This is a genomic window from Lunatibacter salilacus, assembly GCF_009797935.1.
In the GTDB taxonomy this organism is placed as follows: domain Bacteria; phylum Bacteroidota; class Bacteroidia; order Cytophagales; family Cyclobacteriaceae; genus Lunatibacter; species Lunatibacter salilacus.
The window spans coordinates 414,974-436,017 of the sequence record NZ_VOLC01000003.1 but is presented as its reverse complement, the minus strand read 5'-3'; the positions used below and the strand labels follow the sequence as shown (position 1 = coordinate 436,017).

Annotated in this window: 15 protein-coding genes; 11 read left to right on the top strand and 4 right to left on the bottom strand. The window is 41.2% G+C overall.

Going from position 1 to position 21,044, the window contains the following annotated elements; translation table 11 throughout:
• The first annotated feature begins 57 nt into the window (after positions 1–57).
• The 4 genes from FQ608_RS06645 (at position 58) to FQ608_RS06630 (ending at position 4,133) form a co-directional block, all read left to right on the top strand.
• The gene (locus tag FQ608_RS06645) at positions 58–1,479 is read left to right on the top strand and encodes an MBL fold metallo-hydrolase (RefSeq protein WP_158857029.1); all 1,422 of its coding nucleotides are present in this window, start codon (positions 58–60) and stop codon (positions 1,477–1,479) included.
• 112 nt (positions 1,480–1,591) lie between these two features.
• A complete protein-coding gene (locus FQ608_RS06640) occupies positions 1,592–3,004 on the top strand; it encodes an OprD family outer membrane porin (protein WP_158857028.1) in 1,413 nt (470 codons plus the stop codon).
• 22 nt (positions 3,005–3,026) lie between these two features.
• A complete protein-coding gene (locus tag FQ608_RS06635; RefSeq protein ID WP_158857027.1) occupies positions 3,027–3,608 on the top strand; it encodes a YeeE/YedE family protein in 582 nt (193 codons plus the stop codon).
• Positions 3,609–3,635: 27 nt separating this feature from the next.
• The gene (locus FQ608_RS06630) at positions 3,636–4,133 is read left to right on the top strand and encodes a DUF6691 family protein (RefSeq protein WP_158857026.1); all 498 of its coding nucleotides are present in this window, start codon (positions 3,636–3,638) and stop codon (positions 4,131–4,133) included.
• Positions 4,134–4,254: 121 nt separating this feature from the next.
• On the opposite strand, the gene FQ608_RS06625 is transcribed toward FQ608_RS06630, so the two are convergent.
• Together FQ608_RS06625 and FQ608_RS06620 are read right to left on the bottom strand one after the other, a co-directional pair.
• Positions 4,255–5,469, bottom strand: coding sequence for an Nramp family divalent metal transporter (locus FQ608_RS06625; protein WP_158857025.1), 1,215 nt, complete (start codon positions 5,467–5,469; stop codon positions 4,255–4,257).
• Positions 5,470–5,509: 40 nt separating this feature from the next.
• Positions 5,510–6,043, bottom strand: coding sequence for a hypothetical protein (locus FQ608_RS06620; protein WP_158857024.1), 534 nt, complete (start codon positions 6,041–6,043; stop codon positions 5,510–5,512).
• A gap of 308 nt (positions 6,044–6,351) precedes the next feature.
• Here FQ608_RS06620 and FQ608_RS06615 point away from each other — a divergent pair, with 308 nt between their 5' ends.
• The gene (locus tag FQ608_RS06615; protein WP_158857023.1) at positions 6,352–6,888 is read left to right on the top strand and encodes a redoxin domain-containing protein; all 537 of its coding nucleotides are present in this window, start codon (positions 6,352–6,354) and stop codon (positions 6,886–6,888) included.
• Between the two features lie 30 nt (positions 6,889–6,918).
• Here FQ608_RS06615 and FQ608_RS06610 read toward each other — a convergent pair whose 3' ends face one another.
• On the bottom strand, positions 6,919–7,374 hold the full coding sequence (locus FQ608_RS06610) for a bactofilin family protein (RefSeq protein ID WP_158857022.1): 456 nt from the start codon (positions 7,372–7,374) through the stop codon (positions 6,919–6,921).
• 490 nt (positions 7,375–7,864) lie between these two features.
• Here FQ608_RS06610 and smc point away from each other — a divergent pair, with 490 nt between their 5' ends.
• From smc to FQ608_RS06585, 5 genes are all read left to right on the top strand, one after another.
• Positions 7,865–11,419: a chromosome segregation protein SMC gene (gene smc, locus FQ608_RS06605; RefSeq protein WP_158857021.1), complete on the top strand. Its 3,555-nt coding sequence runs from the start codon at positions 7,865–7,867 to the stop codon at positions 11,417–11,419.
• 133 nt (positions 11,420–11,552) lie between these two features.
• The gene (locus tag FQ608_RS06600; protein WP_158857020.1) at positions 11,553–12,977 is read left to right on the top strand and encodes an alpha/beta fold hydrolase; all 1,425 of its coding nucleotides are present in this window, start codon (positions 11,553–11,555) and stop codon (positions 12,975–12,977) included.
• Positions 12,978–12,988: 11 nt separating this feature from the next.
• Positions 12,989–13,705, top strand: coding sequence for a 23S rRNA pseudouridine(2604) synthase RluF (rluF, locus tag FQ608_RS06595; protein WP_199856323.1), 717 nt, complete (start codon positions 12,989–12,991; stop codon positions 13,703–13,705).
• A gap of 326 nt (positions 13,706–14,031) precedes the next feature.
• Positions 14,032–14,952, top strand: coding sequence for a ribokinase (gene rbsK, locus FQ608_RS06590; RefSeq protein ID WP_158857019.1), 921 nt, complete (start codon positions 14,032–14,034; stop codon positions 14,950–14,952).
• Positions 14,953–15,056: 104 nt separating this feature from the next.
• Positions 15,057–16,058, top strand: a complete 1,002-nt coding sequence (locus tag FQ608_RS06585) for a GRP family sugar transporter (protein ID WP_158857018.1) — start codon at positions 15,057–15,059, stop codon at positions 16,056–16,058.
• A 534-nt stretch (positions 16,059–16,592) separates the two neighbouring features.
• On the opposite strand, the gene FQ608_RS06580 is transcribed toward FQ608_RS06585, so the two are convergent.
• Positions 16,593–16,985 (bottom strand): Dabb family protein, encoded by a 393-nt coding sequence (locus FQ608_RS06580; RefSeq protein ID WP_234364094.1) that lies wholly within the window; start codon positions 16,983–16,985, stop codon positions 16,593–16,595.
• 494 nt (positions 16,986–17,479) lie between these two features.
• Here FQ608_RS06580 and FQ608_RS06575 point away from each other — a divergent pair, with 494 nt between their 5' ends.
• Positions 17,480–21,043 (top strand): ATP-binding protein, encoded by a 3,564-nt coding sequence (locus tag FQ608_RS06575; RefSeq protein ID WP_158857017.1) that lies wholly within the window; start codon positions 17,480–17,482, stop codon positions 21,041–21,043.
• The last annotated feature ends 1 nt before the right edge of the window (position 21,044 follow it).

Here is a 21,044-nt window from a genome sequence, read left to right as displayed (position 1 = left end):
TAATAGAAATACGACAACTACTATTTATTCAATAACACAATATAACCCCCTCTACACATGATAATAGAACAAATTTATACCGGATGTTTGGCGCAAGGAGCCTATTATATTGAATCCGCGGGTGTGGCTGCGATTATTGATCCATTGCGTGAGGTTCAGCCATATATAGAGAAAGCCAAAGCAAACGGCGCCACAATCAAATATATATTTGAAACACATTTTCATGCGGATTTTGTGTCGGGCCACCAAGATCTGGCAGAAAAAACAGGTGCGACTATCGTATTTGGACCTACCTCCATGAAAATGGGATTTGAAGCTAAAGTCGCACAGGACGGAGAGGTTTTTGAGTTAGGGGATGCCAAGATTAAGCTTATCCACACACCTGGACATACCATGGAAAGTTCAGTGTATTTACTAATCAATGAGGATGGGAAGGAAGAAGCTATTTTCACAGGAGACACCTTGTTCATTGGGGATGTGGGAAGACCTGATCTGGCCCAAAAAGTAATTGCTGAATTAACTCAGGATATGCTAGCAGGCCACCTCTATGACTCACTGCATAATAAAATAATACCCATGTCGGATGACTTGATCGTGTATCCCGCACATGGCGCAGGTAGTGCCTGTGGCAAAAACATGAGCAAAGAAACTTCCGATACACTCGGAAACCAGAAAAAAACTAACTATGCGCTCCAGGAAATGACTAAGGAGCAGTTTATTAAAGAAGTGACAACTGGTTTAACCCCACCACCTGCCTACTTCCCTCAGAATGTGATGATGAATATCCAAGGATACGATAGCATAGACAATGTATTGAACAGGGGAATGCAGGCCTTGAGCCCTACGGAATTTGAGGTGATTGCAAATGAAACTGGTGCATTGGTTTTGGATACCAGAGCCCCAGAAGTATTTGCCAAAGGGTTTATTCCCAACTCAATAAATATTGGAATTGACGGAAGCTTTGCGGTATGGGTAGGAACGCTTATTCCGGACGTGAAGCAGGAGATCATTATTGTGGCAGAGGAAGGCAAAGAAGAGGAGGTAATCACCCGGCTAGCCCGGGTAGGTTACGACCACACTATGGGGTTTCTTAAGGGTGGCTTTGAAGCTTGGAAAGCTGAAGGCAACGAGTGTGATGAAATACCCCAGATCTCTGCGGAACAATTGGCTGAGATGTTAACCAAAAACCCATCCCTGCCGGTCTTGGATGTGCGGAAAAATAGTGAATTTCAAAGTGAACATGTTTTAGGTGTGAAAAACCTTCCATTAGATTATATCAATAGTCATATGGCAGAAATCAACAAAGATGAAACTTATTATGTACACTGTGCCGGAGGATACCGGTCGATGATATTTAACTCCGTGCTGAAAGCTAGGGGATATGATAACCTTGTGGATATATCAGGTGGATTTGACGCCATTAAGGCGACAGGGAAAGTACAAGTCAGCGATTATGTTTGCCCGAGTACTTTACTCTAGAAATTAGGTTTAGGTTAGGTTGATGTAGTTTTGTTTAAAATGGCGGGGAGGTTCCCTGCCATTTTTCATATGTGCGAACCACATGTGATAAAAGTCACCAAGAAAAGACATTATGTCAAATAGTTTTCTAATTCGTATTCTCTTTGGGGTGATCCTTTTTATTGGATTGCCGCTAAAAGGAGTCACGCAGGGACATACCACTAATAGTGATAGTTTGGTAGTTGATTCCAAGGGTAGTTTGGGCGATAAAATAAAAACTGGAAAGGTGGAATTTCATCTTAGAAGTTTTTTCATGGGAACCCACAATAAAGGAATGTTGACTGATTATCATACTAATGCCCTAGGGGCGGGTATTGGCTATTATTCTCCCTCTTTCAAAGGGTTCCAGTTTGGCTTTAGCGGTTTCTTTGTATTTCAACTCTATGCGCATAACCTGAATAAAGTCGATCCGAGTACAGGGAATATTAACCGATATGAAGTACTTCTCTATGACATGAACAACGTAGAAAACACAAAAGACTTGGATCGGCTGGAGGACTTATACCTTTCCTATCAGCTAAATAAATTTAAAGCTGTTTTCGGAAGACAAAAAATCAATACCCCGTTGCTAAACGAACAGGACAACCGGATGAGGCCGAATATTTTCAACGGGTTAACGTTGGGCTATGAGACAGATTCCTGGAAGTGGATGGCTGCCTGGTATAATCATGTAACCATGAGAGGTACGGTGAATTGGTATTCGGTAGAGAATTCATTTGGTGTATATCCCTTCGGAAGGAACGTATATGGGACCAGTTCCGGTTACAAGGGGAATATCTCCAGCAAGGGTATAGGAGTACTGGGAGCGATCTTCCAAAAAAACGATTCACCAAAAATACAGGTGTGGAACTATCTGGCTGAAAACGTTTTTCTCATAAACTTCATTCAAGCTGATACGCAGATGGATTTGGGGGGAATGGACCTACTCCTTGGTGCCCAGGGATTTCACCAAGCAGCGATCAACCATGGGGGCAATAGTGATCCCGAGTTGACCTTTATGATGCGTGGAGAAAAGTCTGCCGGTTTTGGTGCTAAAGTCGGGCTTAAGCATAGAGGCAACACGTTTTCGATAAACTATCTCGGAATATCAGACCAAGGACGGTTTTTATTCCCCAGGGAATGGGGAAGGGAGAATTTCTTTGCCAGTCTTTCCAGAGAACGCTTTGAAGGAAATGGGGGGGTGACTGCGTTAACGGCAAAATACGAGTTTAGCCTCGCGAAATACCCCAATCTTAATGGACTGCTCGGGGCAAGCTCTGTAAATAACCCCGATATCGACCTGTTTTCTTTAAATAAATACGGGGTACCCTCCTATTATCATTTCGCCGGAGCATTGGACTACAGTTTTCATGGATATTTGGATGGCATGAAATTAAAGTTCCTGCTTATAAATAAGACAGGAAAGAATAATGAAGTCCCCGACAAATACCGAATCAATCGGGTGGACTTATGGAATTTAAATATAGTAGTGGATTATAAATTTTAATTAAAAAACAAATAAACAACAAATGGAACAAATAATAGAATGGATTAGTCAACCTTGGCCGTGGTATGTGGCGGGACCTTTAATCGGGCTTACTGTCCCGGCCTTATTAATTTTGGGAAACAAATCATTTGGAATATCCTCCTCGCTCAGGCATGCCTGTGCTGCTTGTATTCCTGCCAGTATCCCCTTTTTTACCTACGATTGGAAAAAGGAGATGTGGAATATAGTATTTGTATTGGGGGTATTGCTGGGAGGCGTAATTGCGGGATTTCTCCTGTCTAATCCCGATGCAATTGTCATCTCTGAAAGCACTCAGGCCGATTTGTCGGCGTTGGGGCTTACTGACTTTAGTGCCCTAATGCCTTCGGAGATTTTCAATTGGTCAAACCTATTTACCTTAAAGGGGCTCTTTTTCTTTGTGATAGGAGGGTTTCTGGTAGGTTTTGGCACCCGCTATGCCGGCGGATGTACATCAGGCCACGCCATCATGGGTCTGAGTAATCTACAGCTCCCATCCTTAATTGCTACGATAGCTTTCATGTTGGGGGGATTTGCAATGACACATCTCTTGCTTCCGCATATTATGAAATTTGTAGGGTTGTAATCACATAAAATTAAGAAACAAAAAACTATGAACACTAATAAATTATCAGATAAAAATATCCCCCTTACACCTGCGGAGTGCGAGGCACCCAATATGCAAGTGGGCGAAAAGAAAGACAGCTTGCTAAAGTACCTCATCGTTGGGGTTTTATTTGGGATAGTATTTGTCAAGGCCGAAATTATCTCCTGGTTCAGAATTCAGGAAATGTTCCGGCTACAGTCATTCTTTATGTACGGAGTGATAGGGTCTGCCATATTAGTAGGCCTCATTTCTATCCAATTAATCAAAAGGTTTGACATCAAAACCATTTCCGGCGAAAAGGTAAAAATCGGAAATAAAGAATTCCGTAAAGGCCAGATCATAGGAGGGTTTATCTTTGGTCTCGGTTGGGCCATCACAGGCGCCTGTCCCGGACCACTGTTTGCCCAGATAGGAAGTGGGTTTACGGTAGTTCTGGTCACGTTATTGAGTGCCATTGCAGGCACTTGGGTATATGGGAAATATTCGGACAAACTTCCCAACTAAATAAAAGTCACATAAACAATCTGTCGGTAGTCCAGTATTCAAAAAACTGGACTACCGACTCTTTTTTTTGATTGACTTTTCTTAGTACCTTAGAATATGATCTTTTTTATACCTCAAGTAATCAGGAAAGAAATAGCGAATAAAAATTGGTACCGGCAAGCGCTAAGAGTACAAGTAGGCCAATTACTCCCGGTATATTGTGGCGCTTTTTGTTGGTATACTCACCCATGATCCGGGAATCATTGGCGATAAGCAGTATACCAAAACCTATAAATGGAACAGCAAAAATTGTTATTCCCTGTGCGAAAATTATCAATTCAAGCGGCAATTTACCAAAGATCAAAGCTACACTGGTCCCGATTAGAATAACAGTAGTAATAAGAGCTTTTACGGGAAAGCTATTTAAGTTACGTCCAAGAGAAATGGCATCGGCAAACAGTGTTCCCCCAATTGTAGCATTGCCAACTAAGGACGAGAAAGATGCGCCAAATAAGCCAAGCATGAAGATCGCTGTGGCAAAATTCCCATAGAGCGGTTCAAGGGATTTTCCCATATCTCCAGCTGCTGTTACTTGGATTCCCTGCGGGTGTAAAATGGACGCCGCACTTATCAGAATCATTCCAGAAATCATGCCTAACACTAAGATCCCTGAAAGACCTTCGTTGGTAGCCAACTTCATTTCAGAAAGTTTCCACCCCTTCTCCTGTACCAGATAAGCTTGATAAAACGCTCCTGCCATGGAGAAACTGGAAGCTACCATTGCTATTACCAGAAGTAAGGAACCCTTTGGTATAGTAGGGATAAGGCCCTGCGCAAGGTTAATCAAGTTAGGTTTGGCCAAAATTACGGTAAAAATGAAAGAAATTAACATTAAGGCCACCATGAGCATCATGACTTTTTCCAGAATCCGATAGAAGGACTTGAAGAAAAGCAACCCTATAGCAAGAAGAGAGATGAAGACAATCCATGGAGCCGCACTGGTTTGAAAGGATTCGGCAAATGCGATCCCTGCTCCTATCGTATTTCCTGCTTGAAAGGATGCCGTAACAAAGAAAATGGCTAGGCCGGTAAAGATTGCCACTCCCTTTCCCCATTTGTTCCTGAAAAGTTGCAAAAGAGAAATGGAAGAGACTAATCCAATACGGGCACTCATGGCCGTAAAAGCCATCATGAGAATTGTTGTGATAACAAGAACCCAAAGGAGATCATAGCCATGGATAGCACCTAGTTTTGACATGACTGTAAGGCTTCCCGGCCCAAATACCAGGGCGGCTGTAATCAAACCAGGACCAAGAGAACGCCACCAGGATCGTTTTACGCCGGATGTTATTTCCATTTACTAATATATTGAAGGTTAAGCCAGGATAAACTGGCAACTAAAAATGCTTTCGTTCGAGAATAGCTGACACGACAATGGCATCTACCAAGGTTTGGGGATTCTTGAGTAGCGTTGCATAGGGGTTGGTCGTCTGGCTTTCGAAGGAGGATTCCACTTTCCCAAGTATTTTTACATCTTCGTGTATATCCACCTGATCATCCAGCTTCACAAGAGGTCTTGACTCAGATAAACTTCGGTATGGGTCCTTATAGGTTGATTCTGGTTTCTTGGAAGGGTAAGAAGGTTCGTCTATCTCCTCCTCTATATACACAGGTTCCAACTCAGCATCCTCTTTCGATGCAGGCCTGGACTTTTCTCCTGCAATTACAATATCCCGTTCTCGCTCTTCCTGTTGCCGTCGGATTTCCCTCAGTATGTCGTCAAATGATCCTTTGGGTGGGGCCTCCTGAGGAGGAGAATCTGGAAGGGAATCCCCATCCGCCTCTTTATTTTTAGCCTTTCTTTGTTGAAAGGCCGTGTAGAGGAAATAGATGATGACTGCGATTATATAAAATACGGTACCTGAATCCATAGATAATTGGTGATAATTGGGTCGTAAGTTAAAAAAAATTATCCATAACCGCTAAAAAACCCCATTAGAATCCCAAGTGATCAACTGAACAACCCACACGGGAAATTCGATTTGCATCTTAACTAAATCACTTTTCATATTTAATGAGTTAAATTTAATCCACATACGATTGTCAAAATTAAAAATAACTGATTTTTGTCAGTTTTGACTAAAAAATAGTTTTTCACATAACCTTTTTTACTATTTATTTATTATCTTTCACTAAGATAGCAGGTATATATAAATTAACAGCAAAATTCTGATGAAAAATGAGAAATTCTGATGGTCAAAACAACTTGGTATGGGTAAATAAAACATTCCCGAATGTAGTCGTGAAAACCCATTTTGGAAACACCTATTTGAATAGGTTGTACAAAAATAAATGGATGTTGATCTACAGCAACCCATATGACATGATCCCCGGCAACCGAACAGAAAAGGTCGAATTAATCGATGCTTTGGTGAACTTGAGAGAACTCAATTGCCAGCTCGTAGGTTTCAGTAGCCGCTCCTTCGAAGAGCACTTAGCTTGTACGAACTGGATCAATTCCTATTTGTGCGATGAAAATGTGTTTCCTGTCTTTTACCAAGCTGACAACACATTTGATACCATGCTTTATGATGAAATAAAACGTACAAAAAAAGAAATTAAGGATCCCATTTATTTGGTGGATGGTTTGGGAGTAGCCCGAATAATTATAAATGGAATCAATCCAGGCGAAAGAAACATGAAAGCGGTATTGGCAAACTTGGGGAAAATCATCCTAAACGAACAAGCACTTCACAAGGCCTCCTTCAAAAGCTGATTTTTTTGATGCAGAAACCGTTAACAAATATCAAAGGAGGTTTGATCCTAACTCCAGGGTCAAACCTCTTCTTTTTTCTATTTCAGCATAATTTTTCAATTCACTCAATTGATCTTCTGTAGTGGTTGCTACCAGTTTTTTTAACGTAGCCTCTACGATGGCCCCAAGTTCTATTTGAATGTTTCGAGATATAATGCCACCCTCCACGACAGCGGAGGAACCGATTTTAACTAAATCTGATATATAGATTTCTCCGATAATTTTCCCCAAAACATGTAAGTGACTGGCCTTTACATCCCCGAAAATTTGGCCTGTCTTACCGACAACGATTTTTTTCGATGTTGACACATTTCCCTGGATAACTCCCTCTATACGGATGTCGTTTTCCGCCGATATATTGCCAATCATTTTAAATGTTTCGGCAAAAAACGAAGTACCCTCAGCTTTGTCTAATTTCGCTGAGATCATCTTATCTTTCCGTTTCATGGTAACTCGATAAATTAATTTATTTACCGTAAAAATCCCTTTTCAAAAATCCCCAAAAAGGTATCGGCGCTTATCATACCCTCAATTAACTGCTAAAAATCCAATAATCAAAATAATTTTGTTAACTCAAATTTATTTAATCTGTCATTGACAAAAATGAAATACTTCAATTGCCAAAATTCAAAAAAGAACACATTTCCAAGGTAAACTATATCACCTGTTCAATTTGAACCACTAAACCTTTTTATCACCAATTACACTTAATTTTGCTAAAATGCATCTGTTATTTCACAAAAAAACATCCTAAATTTATACCCAATTTTATAATTATTCAAATAAAAATTAAAACAATAGGAAAACTCAAAGTGTTCTTTCTTTCTATCAACAACACTTTCCCCCGTTTGGGGTCAAACTTCGTTATGGGTACCGGCTTTCAATCCTTGCTTATTGGGATGAACTGATTAATTTTGCTAGGATTAATTTAACAGTCATGCAGCTTTCGAAACTGGAAATAAGAGGATTTAAAAGTTTTGGTGACAAAGTGGCCATTCACTTTGACAAAGGCATTACTGGGATTGTAGGTCCAAATGGCTGTGGAAAGTCAAATGTAGTGGATGCAATCAGGTGGGTATTGGGAGAACAAAAAACACGCATGCTCCGCTCCGACAAAATGGAAAACGTGATTTTCAATGGGACCAAATCCAGAAAACCGCTGAATATGGCGGAAGTTTCTCTGACATTTGAAAACACAAAAAATCTATTGCCCACCGAATACACCCATGTCACGATCAGTCGGAGATACTATCGGTCTGGAGAGAGCGAATACCTCCTCAACGGAATTGCCTGCCGTCTGAAAGATATCACCAACCTCTTTATGGACACTGGGATCAATTCGAATAGCTATGCTATCATCGAGTTGAAAATGATCGATGAGTTGCTTAATGACAAAAACAACTCCCGCCGGGAGCTTTTTGAGGAGGCAGCTGGAATTTCCAAATTCAAAAACCGCAAAAAGGAAACGTTGAGGAAATTGGAAGGTACGGACGCTGACCTTGCCCGGGTCGAGGATTTGTTGTATGAAATAGACAAGAATCTCAAATCCCTCGAAAAACAAGCCAAGCAAACAGCAAGGTACTTCGAGATCAAAAAGGAATATAAAACAGCCAGCATTGCCTTGGCGAAGAAAAGTGTGGCGGATCAGCGTGAAACCCTGATGGAACTGAGCCGGAGGATCCAAGCGGAAAATGACAAGAAACTGAGCCTTCAAACCCAGGTCTCTGAAAAAGAAGCTGTGTTAGAAAAGCAAAAAGCTGATTTGATCCATCGGGAGAAAGTATTGTCCTCCCGCCAAAAATCACTAAACGATCACGTAAATAAAATCCGCCAGTTTGAAAGTGACAAAAAAATCAAAAATGAGCGGCTTCGTTTTCTGGAAAACCGTGCTCAAGATCTAAGAGAGCAACTCCTCCAGGATCGGAAAAGCAATGAAAGGGCAAGCTTTAGCATACAGTCTCTTGAACAGGAAAAATCAGTAGCCGAAAAACTTCTAGCTGAGAAAGAGATGCAATTGAAGGACCTAAAGCTTGTGTATGAAGACAAAAAACAAGCCTATACAGCCACCCAAGAAAGGCAAAAGGTACTCAACAGTCAATTTGCGCTAAAACGGGACAAGATCTATCAACTATCCAAATCCTTGGAGATCAAGCAAATTCAACTGTCATCATTGAAGCAGGAGTTGGAAAAAACGGCTTCCGACGACCACAGTCAGGAGGAAAGTCTGGCGGATTTTGAAGACAAATTACTGGAGATAAGGGAAACACTGGATTCCAAAATGGTTTCGCTTTCGCAGATTAAAGGCAAGGAGGAATCACACTTGGCAAAATTGGAGGAGACTTCGCATACAGGCGAGATCATCCGCGAGGAACTTACTCAGCTTAGCAGGAAGGTTGATGCCAGACAGAATGAATACAATCTTACCAAGTCGCTGGTTGAAAACTTGGAAGGATTCCCTGAGGCCATCAAGTTTTTGCGCAAACAATCAAATTGGGGAAAGGATATTCCACTCCTTTCGGATATTCTTACCACAGAGGAGAAATACCGGGTCACCATAGAGAATTTCCTGGAGGGGTACATGAACTATTACGTCGTGGACACATTGCAGGAGGCTGTGGCAGCTATTAATTTGTTAAGCGATGCGGCAAAGGGCAAAGCCAATTTCTTTGTATTGGAACAGTTTGGGAAATTTAAGCCAGCCCATAACAAGATTTTTGCAAATGCTGTTCCAGCTACTGAGATCATTGAGTTTGATGAAAAATACGCGAGGCTAATCACCTATATCCTGGATGACGTATATATTGTCAAAGGCGGTGTAACGGATATCCCTGCGGATGAGGACGCCATTTTCATCACAGAAAACGCAAAATATATCAAACGGAAATTCAGTATCTCCGGGGGATCTGTGGGCCTTTTTGAAGGGAAACGGATAGGCAGGGCCAAAAATCTGGAAAAACTTGAAAAAGAAATCAAGGAACTCAACCGAAAAATCAGTGGAATACGCTCCAATCTGGACCGAAACCTGAGCGAACTGTCTAAATTGAAGGAGATAAGTTTCAAAAAGGAGGTGGAAGCGTTGCAGCAGGAAATTAATGAAATCAATCAGGAGTGGGTTTCCGTAAAGACCAAGAAAGAACAATTGAGCGAAATGCTCTCTTCAAACGCCAATAAAAAGGAAGATATACTCGACCGCATAGATCGCCTAAACGAAGAGGTATCCCATATTGATCCTGAACTTGCGGCTGAAAAAAATGAATTCAGTGATGTGGAAAGTTCACTTGCTGAACTGAATGAAACACTTCAAGAAGACTCTGAGGAAGTTTCAAAACATTCTCAGAATTACAATGAGGAGAATATACAGTATCATCAACAGATGAACAAAACTGCTGCTATCTCCCAGGAAATAACTTTTAAGAAAGACAATTTTGAAGGAAGTAAAGAACGGATTTTTAAAGCACAGACCGAACTGGGTCAGATTGACCAGGAAATCCGTAATCTGATAGATAATAACGAACTCAAAGATGATGAGCTTATTGAGCTGTATGCCGAAAAGGATCGCATTGAAGCAGGTGTAGGAGAAGCAGAAAAGGAATATTATGCCCATAGGGGTTCCATCGACCAAATCGACAAAGGCATTAGGGATAACCAACGCACCCTCAATACCATCGACACAATCATAATGGAGCTTCAAAACTCACTTAATGAGCTCAAGCTTCGCATGAACGGTATCAAAGAACGACTGAGTGTTGAATTTGAGATTGATTTGGAAAAACTGATGGAAGAGGCACCTGAAGTGGATCCAGCCTATCTGGAGAAATCAGAGGCAACTATAAGGGAGGAAGTAAACAAGGCTAAGGAAAGATTGGAACGTATAGGCCCCATCAATCCGATGGCTATGGAAGCCTATGACGAAATCAAGGAGCGCCATACATTCATCATTGCCCAAAGAGACGACCTAATCAATGCCAAAAACTCCCTGATGGAAACCATTAAGGAGATTGACACAGTCGCCAAGGAAACATTCCTGGATGCTTTTGGTAAGATCAAAGCCAATTTTGTCAACGTTTTCCGTTCACTGTTTACCGCTGAAGATGATTGTGACCTTCGGCTTTTGGATCCCGACAATCCGCTTGAAAGTGCCATTGAAATTATCGCAAAACCAAAAGGTAAACGCCCACTTACCATCAATCAACTATCCGGTGGGGAGAAGACGTTGACGGCTACTTCGCTATTGTTTTCCATTTATCTGTTAAAACCGGCACCTTTTTGTATTTTTGATGAAGTGGACGCCCCTCTTGATGATGCGAACATTGACAAATTCAACCAGATTATTCAGACATTCTCTGGTGAGTCACAATTTATCATTGTGACTCATAACAAACGGACTATGGCCAGTACGGATATTATTTACGGAATCACTATGATAGAAGCCGGAGTTTCACGCGTGGTACCCGTAGATTTGAGAGAATTGGTCGATGAAGGCGACGGGTAATCAAAGATCCACTAACCCGGAAATTGTAAAATCAACAAAAGGCAGGGATTTTGAGTATAATAGCTTTCCGTAATAGGAGTCTTCCTTGATGCCTATTTCAAGAATTAAAAATGTATCCTACTTAAATTAGAACATGACAACTATTCAACGCACCCTTTCTCTCCTTGTAGGTTTTATTCTCGTTTGCATTTTTCTAACCCCTATTGCTTTTGCCCAACAAGACCTTACCGGGAGTTGGAAGGGTGAGTTGGACGTGGGATTACAGAAGTTACCTTTGATCTTTCACTTCCAACCTGATGGAGATGGGTGGAAAACCACTATGGACAGCCCCAGCCAACAAGCCAAAGATATTCCGGTATCCAAGGTGCTATATGATGGCCAACTCCTCACGATGGAAATGAAGCAACTGCAGGCTGCTTTTGAGGGGATTTATCAAGGAGACGCATTTCAAGGTCAATTTATGCAGGCGGGCTTAAGTCTTCCCCTATCCTTGGTTAAAATCGAAATGACCAAAGAAGAGACCATAGAGCTGAACAGACCACAAGAGCCTATCGGCCCGTTCCCTTATGAAATCATCCAAACCACCTTTATTAACGGACCTGAAGGATTTGCGTTGAAGGGAACTATTACCAAGCCCTCTGGTCAGGGGCCCTTTCCTGCAGTAGTGTTGGTTTCGGGCTCCGGACCTCAAAATAGGGATAGTGAGATCTTTGGCCATAAGCCTTTTTGGGTGTTGGCCGACTACCTTACCAGAAAAGGCATCGTAGTCCTTCGTTACGATGAGCGGGGTGTGGGAGAATCTGAAGGCACCTTTAAAGGAATTACCAGTTATGATTTCGCTAGTGATTCTCACGCTGCAATGCAGCGCTTGCAGGGATATGAATTTGTCCAAAAAGACAAAATCGGCATTATGGGACATAGTGAAGGAGGATTGATTGCCTGGATTCTGGGAGCGGCGGGTTCGGAGCTGCCAAATTTTCTTGTAGCTCTTGCTCCACCGGTAGTGCCCATTAATGAGCTGATGGCACAGCAGGCATTCGATGTCATCATCGCCAGCAGCGGAGATGAAGATCTGGCGAGAGAGCAGTCTGAATACAACCGGGAACTCTTTAAGGTAGTTAAAAATTCACCAGACGAAGAAAAGGCCAAAGCAGCCATGGCATCATTTGTAGAAATGAAAGGCAAAGAAATGGGTCTATCCGGAGATGAATTGACAAAACATATAGAACAACAGGTCAGTGCCTACCAACAATTGCTGGACCCATGGTTTTTTGTCTTTATAAAAACAGAACCTTCGCAAATGATTGAAAAAATCAGCGTACCGGTATGGGCTGGCTTTGGAGGGAAAGACACTCAGGTAAATGCATCTTTGAACCATCGTGCCTTGGAGGACCTATCCGGCAACAGCACAGGCCGGATAATAAAGACTTATCCCAATCTCAACCACCTCTTTCAGACTTCCACAACTGGAGCTGTATCCGAGTATGGGGAAATTGAAGAAACCTTTAGCCCGAAAGTCATGGAGGACATTGGGGCTTGGATAAACGAACTAGATTAAATTTACAAATCATGGCTACCCGAATCAATAAGTATCTGAGTGAAGTAGGTTACTGCTCCAGAAGGGAGGCCGACCGTCTGATAGCGGAAGGCAGGGTCATGATTAACGGGCAAATACCCGAAATGGGAACGAAGATTTCCGATGAGGATCGGGTGACTGTAGACGGCAAGCCAATCCGTGAACCAAAGGAAGACCATGTTTATTTGGCCTTAAATAAGCCAGTAGGAATTGTTTGTACCACTGACACCGAAAACGAAAAAGACAATATCATCGATTTTATTAACCATCCAAGACGCATTTTCCACATTGGCCGGCTGGACAAGCCCAGTGAGGGGCTTATCCTGCTGACTAGCGATGGAGATATTGTCAATAAAATTCTCAGAGCAGGAAATAATCATGAGAAAGAATATGTGGTAACGGTAAACCGTCCCCTAGATCCTGATTTTGTAAAGAAAATGAGTGAAGGGATACCCATTTTGAATACCATTACCACTCCCTGCGTAGTCCGGCAATTAGGGAAAAAAAGCTTTAATATCGTGCTCACTCAGGGGTTGAACCGTCAAATTCGCAGAATGTGTGCCTATTTGGGCTATGAAGTGGTCAAGCTGAAACGCATCCGCATCATGAATATTGCAATGGACATGCCGGTGGGAAAATGGCGTGACTTAAGGCCCGAAGAATTGGCGGAAATCCAATCCCTTTTGATCTCCTCTAAAAAGACCGTTTAACCTGCTTAGTAATACCTTATATGCGTAAACCTTCCAGCTTTTGTTGATCAGCAAGTTGTTACTATTAAACGGGTGAAACCTGGAAGGTTTTGCATCATAAGGATCACTTAGCTATAGGAAAATGCTGCGGATTTATGGTATTACTATAAATTCTTTAATCTTGCTAGCACTCAAGTATTTACCTATCCCGGGAATTGAGTAACTAAATGGGGTTAGCCGGACAAATCAGACTTTTCATAAAAAATGTTGATCAAACTCCTATCGGTAAAACTGGTTTAGGAGATTTTTAGAAATATTACGTACATTGACTTCAAATAAACCTAACTATGACAAAACCTGGTAATATTACGGTGGTTGGAAGTGCCAATACGGATATGGTAATTCTTGCTGACCATTTCCCATCCCCGGGTGAAACTATCCTTGGCGGAAAATTCCTTATGAACCCGGGTGGAAAAGGTGCTAATCAGGCCGTAGCCGCCGCACGATTGGGGGGAAATGTCACTTTTATCTCCCGAGTGGGTGATGATATTTTTGGACAGGAAACGTGTCAACATCTCCAAAAGGAAGGCATTGACACCCAGGGTCTGCACAAGCATCCCTCCCTACCTTCCGGAGTCGCACTTATTACTGTGGATAAAAACGGCGAAAATACAATTGTTGTAGCATCCGGCGCAAATATGTCCTTAACTCCTGACGAGTTAGCAAGGCATTTGCCTTTGATTCAAAGCTGCGAAATCCTACTTATGCAGCTGGAAATACCCATGGAATCAGTCTTATTTGCGGCAAAGTCCGCATTCCAACAGGGCAAAAAAGTAATTCTAAATCCTGCCCCCGCGGCGGTGTTGCCTATGGAACTATATCCGTATGTCTATGCAATCACACCCAATGAAACGGAAACAACACAAATCACTGGTATTAAGGTCACCGATGAAACGAGTGCCAAAAAAGCCGCGGAGAAATTGATTTCGTTAGGCGTACAGAATGTGGTGATTACTTTAGGTGCGGCCGGTGCCTATCTGCATTCGAAGGATCTCCACCAAATAATACCTGCACCAAAGGTCGACGCAGTCGACAGTACTGCTGCGGGAGACACATTCAATGGCGGACTGGCGGTGGCTTTAGCGGAAGGAATGGATTGGGTGACAGCGGTAACATTTGCCAATCGGGCCGCAGCACTTTCTGTGACTCAAATGGGAGCGCAAGCTTCCATCCCACTCCGGCAAGCGGTAGTTGAACGTTATGGCTAAATTAACCAATTCAGCCTCCTTTAATATTTGACATCTGAATTCCTATAAGTTAACTTATATTTTCTTAAAAGATTTAATCCCCAACGCTAACTGAACTTTTCACCATGTATATCATAGAATCTTACTCATTGGCTGTTATCTTCTGCTTCATTACAATGCTTTGCTGGGGATCTTGGGCCAATACCCAAAAATTAGCTGCCTCGACATGGAGGTTTGAACTTTTTTACTGGGATTATGTAATCGGTATTGTCTTACTTTCTCTGGTTTTTGGATTTACATTGGGTAGTAACGGTTCTGGAGGAAGGTCCTTTGTAGCGGATTTACAACAAGCCGAACTGACCAGCTATCTCAAGGCTTTTTTGGGAGGGGTTATTTTTAACTTGGCCAATATTTTAATTGTAGCTGCTATCGCCATTGCCGGCATGGCCGTTGCATTTCCGGTAGGCATAGGGTTAGCTTTGGTATTGGGAGTTTTAATCAATTACTTTTCCGAGCAGCAGGGTGACCCTGTTTTTCTTTTTGCAGGTGTTGGTTTGGTAACCGTTGCCATCGTACTTGATGCCTTGGCTTACCGAAAACTTAGCAATCAGAATCAAAAACCTCCCTCAAAAGGTCTCCGACTGGCATTGCTTGGTGGATTATTAATGTCCCTGTTTTACTTTTTTGTGCAACAGTCCATGTCCTTGAACTTTCAAAACCCCACCTCTGGCAAATTTACGCCCTATTCGGCTGTTTTCGTATTTGCATTGGGCATCCTAGTCAGTAATTTTCTGTTCAACACCATCCTGATGCGTAAGCCTGTGGAAGGCGACCCTGTGAGTTACCGAATGTATTTTGCTGGTAAACCAAGCATCCATTTGGTGGGCATATTAGGTGGAGTCATCTGGTGTGTCGGGATGTCTTTCAGCATCATCGCTGCAGAACAGGCCGGACCGGCTATCTCCTATGGTCTCGGACAGGGAGCAACTATGGTAGCTGCCTTCTGGGGAGTATTTATCTGGAAAGAATTTAAGTTTGCTCCAAAAGGGACCAACGGTTTAATTGCAGCCATGTTTGGCTTATTTCTGGCCGGATTGATTTTAATTATTGTAGCAGGCAATCAGTAGTGTTTAGGTGAATTGGAAATATCAATATAGAGCAAAAAAATAAAGCGGGAAAGAAAAACCCGGCGCCATCAATCATGAAATCAATTCTGATTCTAGCTAAAAAGACCCCGAAGGGCACAAAGAGCCCAGAGTTTTTTTAGAAATTTCTCCGTGTCCTCCTACCTTACCCCTGTGTTCCTCTGTGGTTCCCCTAAAAAACCCCTAAAAGCACAAAGTTTTTTTTTAAAATACCTCTGTGCCCTCTGTGAAACCTCCGTGTCCTTTGTGGTTCTATTTTAGAAGAAGAACACGAGGGACACAAAGAAGGCACAAAGTGCACAGCGTTTTTTTAGAAATTTCTCTGTGTACTCTGTTTTACCTCCGTGTACTCCTCTGTGGTTCTATTCAAAAATTGACTTTGGAGGAAACATTATTTGGAAGTTAATTTAAGTGAAATGGATTAATCGTTGAGTTTTTGTTGGGATCATTTGGTGGAACGTGGTAGTAAACAAAAGCCTACTCCAGTAATCCTTATCTCAACTCCGGTATCTACAATTATACCTCAAAATCATACACTTGCACTTTGGCCCATTTGTGTTTATGGTCATCTATGAATTTCAAATGGTCGGCGTCTTCCTGATAGATATCATGGGCTTCCATAGAATCAAAATAAACCGTCAAAGCAATGTGGTAGCTGTCCTCAACGACATCCCTTTTCGGGGTTTTAGCAGGAACACCTACTAAATAATCTTTGGCACTGGCTAGACCTCCAATAATACGGCATCCTTCCATTACATCCTTGAGATCGGTTTCCGGCTTATGCAGCCAGAAAAATACTTGGTGTACAATCATGGTGTTTTTCTTTTTTTTAGCTTGTAGTGGGTTATAAAAAATTGCAGCAACTGATAATCCTGACAATGCTGCAAGAATCTTTCTTCTTTTGTTCATGAATTACTTAGTAAATCAAATTCGTAGAATTTTTCTACGAGATTGCTAAAATACTGAAAATATTAAAAGGAATCCTAAATCCGAAAAGAATCTGAAAATGTATCGTCATAATAGAAGAGGTTTCCACTTCTATGATTCTCCTTTTCCCTTTAATTGCACCTAATAAAAGTTTACATACACAAATCCGGGAATGGTCACTAAAATATAGTTTTTTGCTATTTACACTTCCGCTGCAAGTGTTCCCTTTGAAATTTTGAAAAGGCATCAAAAAATAAACTCCCATTCCATTGCAAGCAAAAAAAAAACTAAAATGGAGCTAATGTCAAATTAAAAGGTACTTTTGTTGGCAAATCACCGATTTTTAAGTACTTTTTCAAAGTGCTAAAAAGTATAACATCTAACATAATTAGGGTATGCGAAATGATTTTTGATTATTTCAGAGGATACTTTTCCTGAAAGGTGCGTTCGAATGAAAATGAAATTTCTTTGGAAATTTGAGTTTAAAAGATGCCTCAAAATTGCGAATTGCCGCTAAGGAGTTAGTATCCATAAAAGGAAGTGATCGGGGCTATTGGATTTTTAACATCATGGAAGAAAAAAAACAATTAAACTCTTTAATCAAAGCTTCAGGACTTAATGATACCTCATTATCAGCTTTTACACCAGGAGATTTATCTGTGACTGCAATTACAATAAATTCCCATGTACTCAATTTAGAAAGCTTAACTGATATATTATCCCAACTTCCATACATTGGATACCTTTCCTACATCACTAATTATCCGCTTTCAGAAGCAGAAATCCAAACGTTAAAAAAATCGCTATCTGGCGAAATCACCTTCCGACAGGTCGTCGGTGAGGAATCGTTACTGCCTAAGAGGATATATTTTCCCGAAAAAGACAGACGTTTAACTATAAAGAGAAAAAGCTCAAACAAAGTATCCTCCGCTCCTATTTCTGGTGCGGAAAAACCGAAGAAGACTAAATATATTGAAGATGTCCTAGAAAGTGACTCAGCATTTATTCAATCCACCCTATTTTCTGTTAATTCAAAGGACTCTAAAAGACAAACGTTTAGTTTGGAAGAAATTATTGGTATTGGACAGGGGCTTCATATAGGTGATCAACGAAAAAAACTTGAAAATCTACTTGGTTATGCAACCCGACTTGCAAAAATCGGTAGTTGGGAAATCGATTTTGAGAAAAACACAACTTATTTATCGGCAGTCGGCTTTGAAATCCTAGAAAAAAAAGAACAGGTTTCAATCGGAATTCCCCAGGTTGTTAAGTTTTTCAAACCTGGCGTGGATAGACAAATCATTAGAGAGGCGGCTGAAAAAGCAATAAAATCGGGGAAATCTTTTGATGCAGAACTCCGCATCCAAACATATAAAGGAAAAGACAAATGGGTCAGAATTATAGGCGATACAGAGGGAGACGGAACTACTTATACAAGATTATTTGGTAGTATTCAGGATATTGACAGGTTAAAACGTGTCCAAGTAAAACTTGCGAAAAAAACGTTATTGATGGAAGCCCTCACAGAGATAGAGGGGATTCTTTTGGAGGCAGATTCTATTTGGGCTGCGATGGAAAGGTGTTTCCAGAAAATCGGGGAGTTGTTATCTGTGGACCGGGTTTATTATTTTGAATATGGAACAAACCCCATCAATAGCGAAGAAGTAATAAGTCAGCGGATAGAATGGGCGGCCGATGGAACTCCCCCCCACATTGACGATCCTGACATGACGAATGTGCCGGTTTCCCTTTTGGGTAACTTGATTCCTCTATTAAAAAATAGGAAAACTCAGCTCCTGGAAGTCAGTTCGATAACCAATTCGTATTTATTGGATGTATTTAATGACCAAAATATTAAACAAGCCATCTTAGCACCTATTGTTATCAACCAGGGATTTTTCGGATTTATTGGATGTGACCAATGCTCTGAAATTCGAAAATGGTCCCAAGAAGAATATACTTTTTTAGAAAGAAGCGTAGCAAGAATCTCTGCGGGAATAGAAAATTACGAATCTAGTCAAAAAATCGCTTACAAATCAACCCTTATTCAGTCCAATTCAAGAGCTGTAGAACTTCTGTTCCAATATGAAAACTGGGAACACGTAGTGGATGCGGTATTGAGGCTGATGGGAGAAACAGTAAAAGCTGACAGAGTATACTATTTCCAATGCCATACCAATCCCGAAACAAACGAACTGTACGCTAAGCTCCTTTATGAATGGACAAATGGGATTGTTAGTGCCGACATTACCAATCCTGACTACCAACATCTCCGTCTTGCAGATCACCCGGAGTTTCTGGAGAAGGTAAAAACCCGAGAGCCTTTTGCCTATTTAGCCAAAGATTTGGATGGTCCAACGAGAGCTATTTTAGAGCAATCCCAAATTAAATCAATCCTACAAATACCTCTTTTTAATTTTGGAGAGTTTTCCGGTTATATAGGTTTTGACGATTGCTTTGCGGAGAGAGTTTGGTCAGTTGATGAGATCTCATTTCTTAAATCCATCACGTCAAATCTAGGGATTGCGATGGAAAGAAAGGACCATGTTTCACTAATTCACAAGTCAAACAAGGAAAAAATCGATATTCTAGAAAGTATAGGCGATGCATTCTTCACTATTAATTATGAAGGGAAAGTCACCTATTGGAACAAAAAGGCCAATGAATTGCTACAACTTAAAAGAGAAGGCGAAAAATTGGAAAATAACTGGTATTTCTTTGACGTAATAACTGATCCCGGATTCCTTGCCAAATTTTACCAAACAAACCGAACAAAAGACGCCACGTCATTTGAAACCCATTACGCCAAAGCAGGAGCCTGGTTTGAAGTGAACCTGTACCCCTCCAATAATGGAGTTACCGCCTACCTAAAAGACATATCTGAAAAAAAGAAATCCGAAGAATTAATAAATCAGTCCAACGAAAGGTATGAAAAATTGACCGAGGCAACCAACGATGCCATTTATGATTGGGATATGACAACGAATTCCGTTTTTATGGGTAAGGGGTTTAAGACTCTTTTCGGATATGATTACCTTCACGAACCGTATAGCTTTGATATTTGGCAAGACCGAATTCATCCTGACGACCAGTTGAAAATCAATAATTTAATGGAACGGGCCATAACCGATAGTTCGGGAAGTGGATCATTCCAGACCGAATACCGGTACCGGATGAAAAACGGGGAATATGCCTATGTGGCAGATCGGGGAATGATCATTCGAAATGAAAATGGCACCCCAATTAGGTTAATAGGAGCCACCCAAGACATCTCATATCGTAAAACGTATGAGGAATCACTTAAAATGTTAAACCTTTCGCTTCAGGACAGGGCAAAACAATTGTCCATTTCCAACACCGAATTAGAACAATTTGCTTTTGTGGTCTCACATGACCTGCAGGAACCCTTACGAATGGTCACCAGTTTTCTTACCCAACTTAATAGAAAATATGGGAATGAACTGGATGACAAAGCCCAAACCTACATTCATTTTGCAGTAGACGGAGCCAAACGGATGAGAGAAATAATTTTGGATCTACTGGAGTTTTCAACAGTGGGAAAACAGGAGGAAACTCTTGAAGAAGTAAATCTCAGTGAAATCATGCAGGAAGTTCAATATCTGCTTCGGGAAAAATTTAAGTCGTCAGAAACGTTTTTTAAAATTAATCGGCTTCCTGTCATCTGGGGGTACAAAAACCAGCTTATTCAGGTAATGATCGCCTTAATAGACAACGCGCTAAAGTACAGAAAAATACAAATCCCTTTGACAATGACTATCACCGTACAGCAAGAAAAAGGCCATTGGATAGTTGCCGTTGCAGACAACGGAATCGGAATTGAGGAGGAATATTTTGATAATATTTTCGTCATTTTTAAAAAGCTTCATCCAAAAGATGCCTATGAAGGCACCGGCATGGGTTTGGCGCTGGTTAAAAAAATTGTAGAGAATTGGGGCGGGCAAATTTGGGTGGATTCAACATTGCATGTAGGCAGCACTTTTTATTTTACAATCCCCATTAATTACCATAATCCAGCTTAAT

Excerpts from the sequence above, each read along its gene's own strand:
- rbsK (WP_158857019.1), top strand. The coding sequence starts at position 14,032 with ATGACAAAACCTGGTAATATTACGGTGGTTGGAAGTGCCAATACGGAT.
- FQ608_RS06630 (WP_158857026.1), top strand. The coding sequence starts at position 3,636 with ATGAACACTAATAAATTATCAGATAAAAATATCCCCCTTACACCTGCG.
- FQ608_RS06585 (WP_158857018.1), top strand. The coding sequence starts at position 15,057 with ATGTATATCATAGAATCTTACTCATTGGCTGTTATCTTCTGCTTCATT.
- FQ608_RS06600 (WP_158857020.1), top strand. The coding sequence starts at position 11,553 with ATGACAACTATTCAACGCACCCTTTCTCTCCTTGTAGGTTTTATTCTC.
- rluF (WP_199856323.1), top strand. The coding sequence starts at position 12,989 with ATGGCTACCCGAATCAATAAGTATCTGAGTGAAGTAGGTTACTGCTCC.
- FQ608_RS06610 (WP_158857022.1), bottom strand. The coding sequence starts at position 7,374 with ATGAAACGGAAAGATAAGATGATCTCAGCGAAATTAGACAAAGCTGAG.
- FQ608_RS06640 (WP_158857028.1), top strand. The coding sequence starts at position 1,592 with ATGTCAAATAGTTTTCTAATTCGTATTCTCTTTGGGGTGATCCTTTTT.
- FQ608_RS06620 (WP_158857024.1), bottom strand. The coding sequence starts at position 6,043 with ATGGATTCAGGTACCGTATTTTATATAATCGCAGTCATCATCTATTTC.
- FQ608_RS06615 (WP_158857023.1), top strand. The coding sequence starts at position 6,352 with ATGAGAAATTCTGATGGTCAAAACAACTTGGTATGGGTAAATAAAACA.
- smc (WP_158857021.1), top strand. The coding sequence starts at position 7,865 with ATGCAGCTTTCGAAACTGGAAATAAGAGGATTTAAAAGTTTTGGTGAC.
- FQ608_RS06625 (WP_158857025.1), bottom strand. The coding sequence starts at position 5,469 with ATGGAAATAACATCCGGCGTAAAACGATCCTGGTGGCGTTCTCTTGGT.
- FQ608_RS06635 (WP_158857027.1), top strand. The coding sequence starts at position 3,027 with ATGGAACAAATAATAGAATGGATTAGTCAACCTTGGCCGTGGTATGTG.
- FQ608_RS06580 (WP_234364094.1), bottom strand. The coding sequence starts at position 16,985 with ATGAACAAAAGAAGAAAGATTCTTGCAGCATTGTCAGGATTATCAGTT.
- FQ608_RS06645 (WP_158857029.1), top strand. The coding sequence starts at position 58 with ATGATAATAGAACAAATTTATACCGGATGTTTGGCGCAAGGAGCCTAT.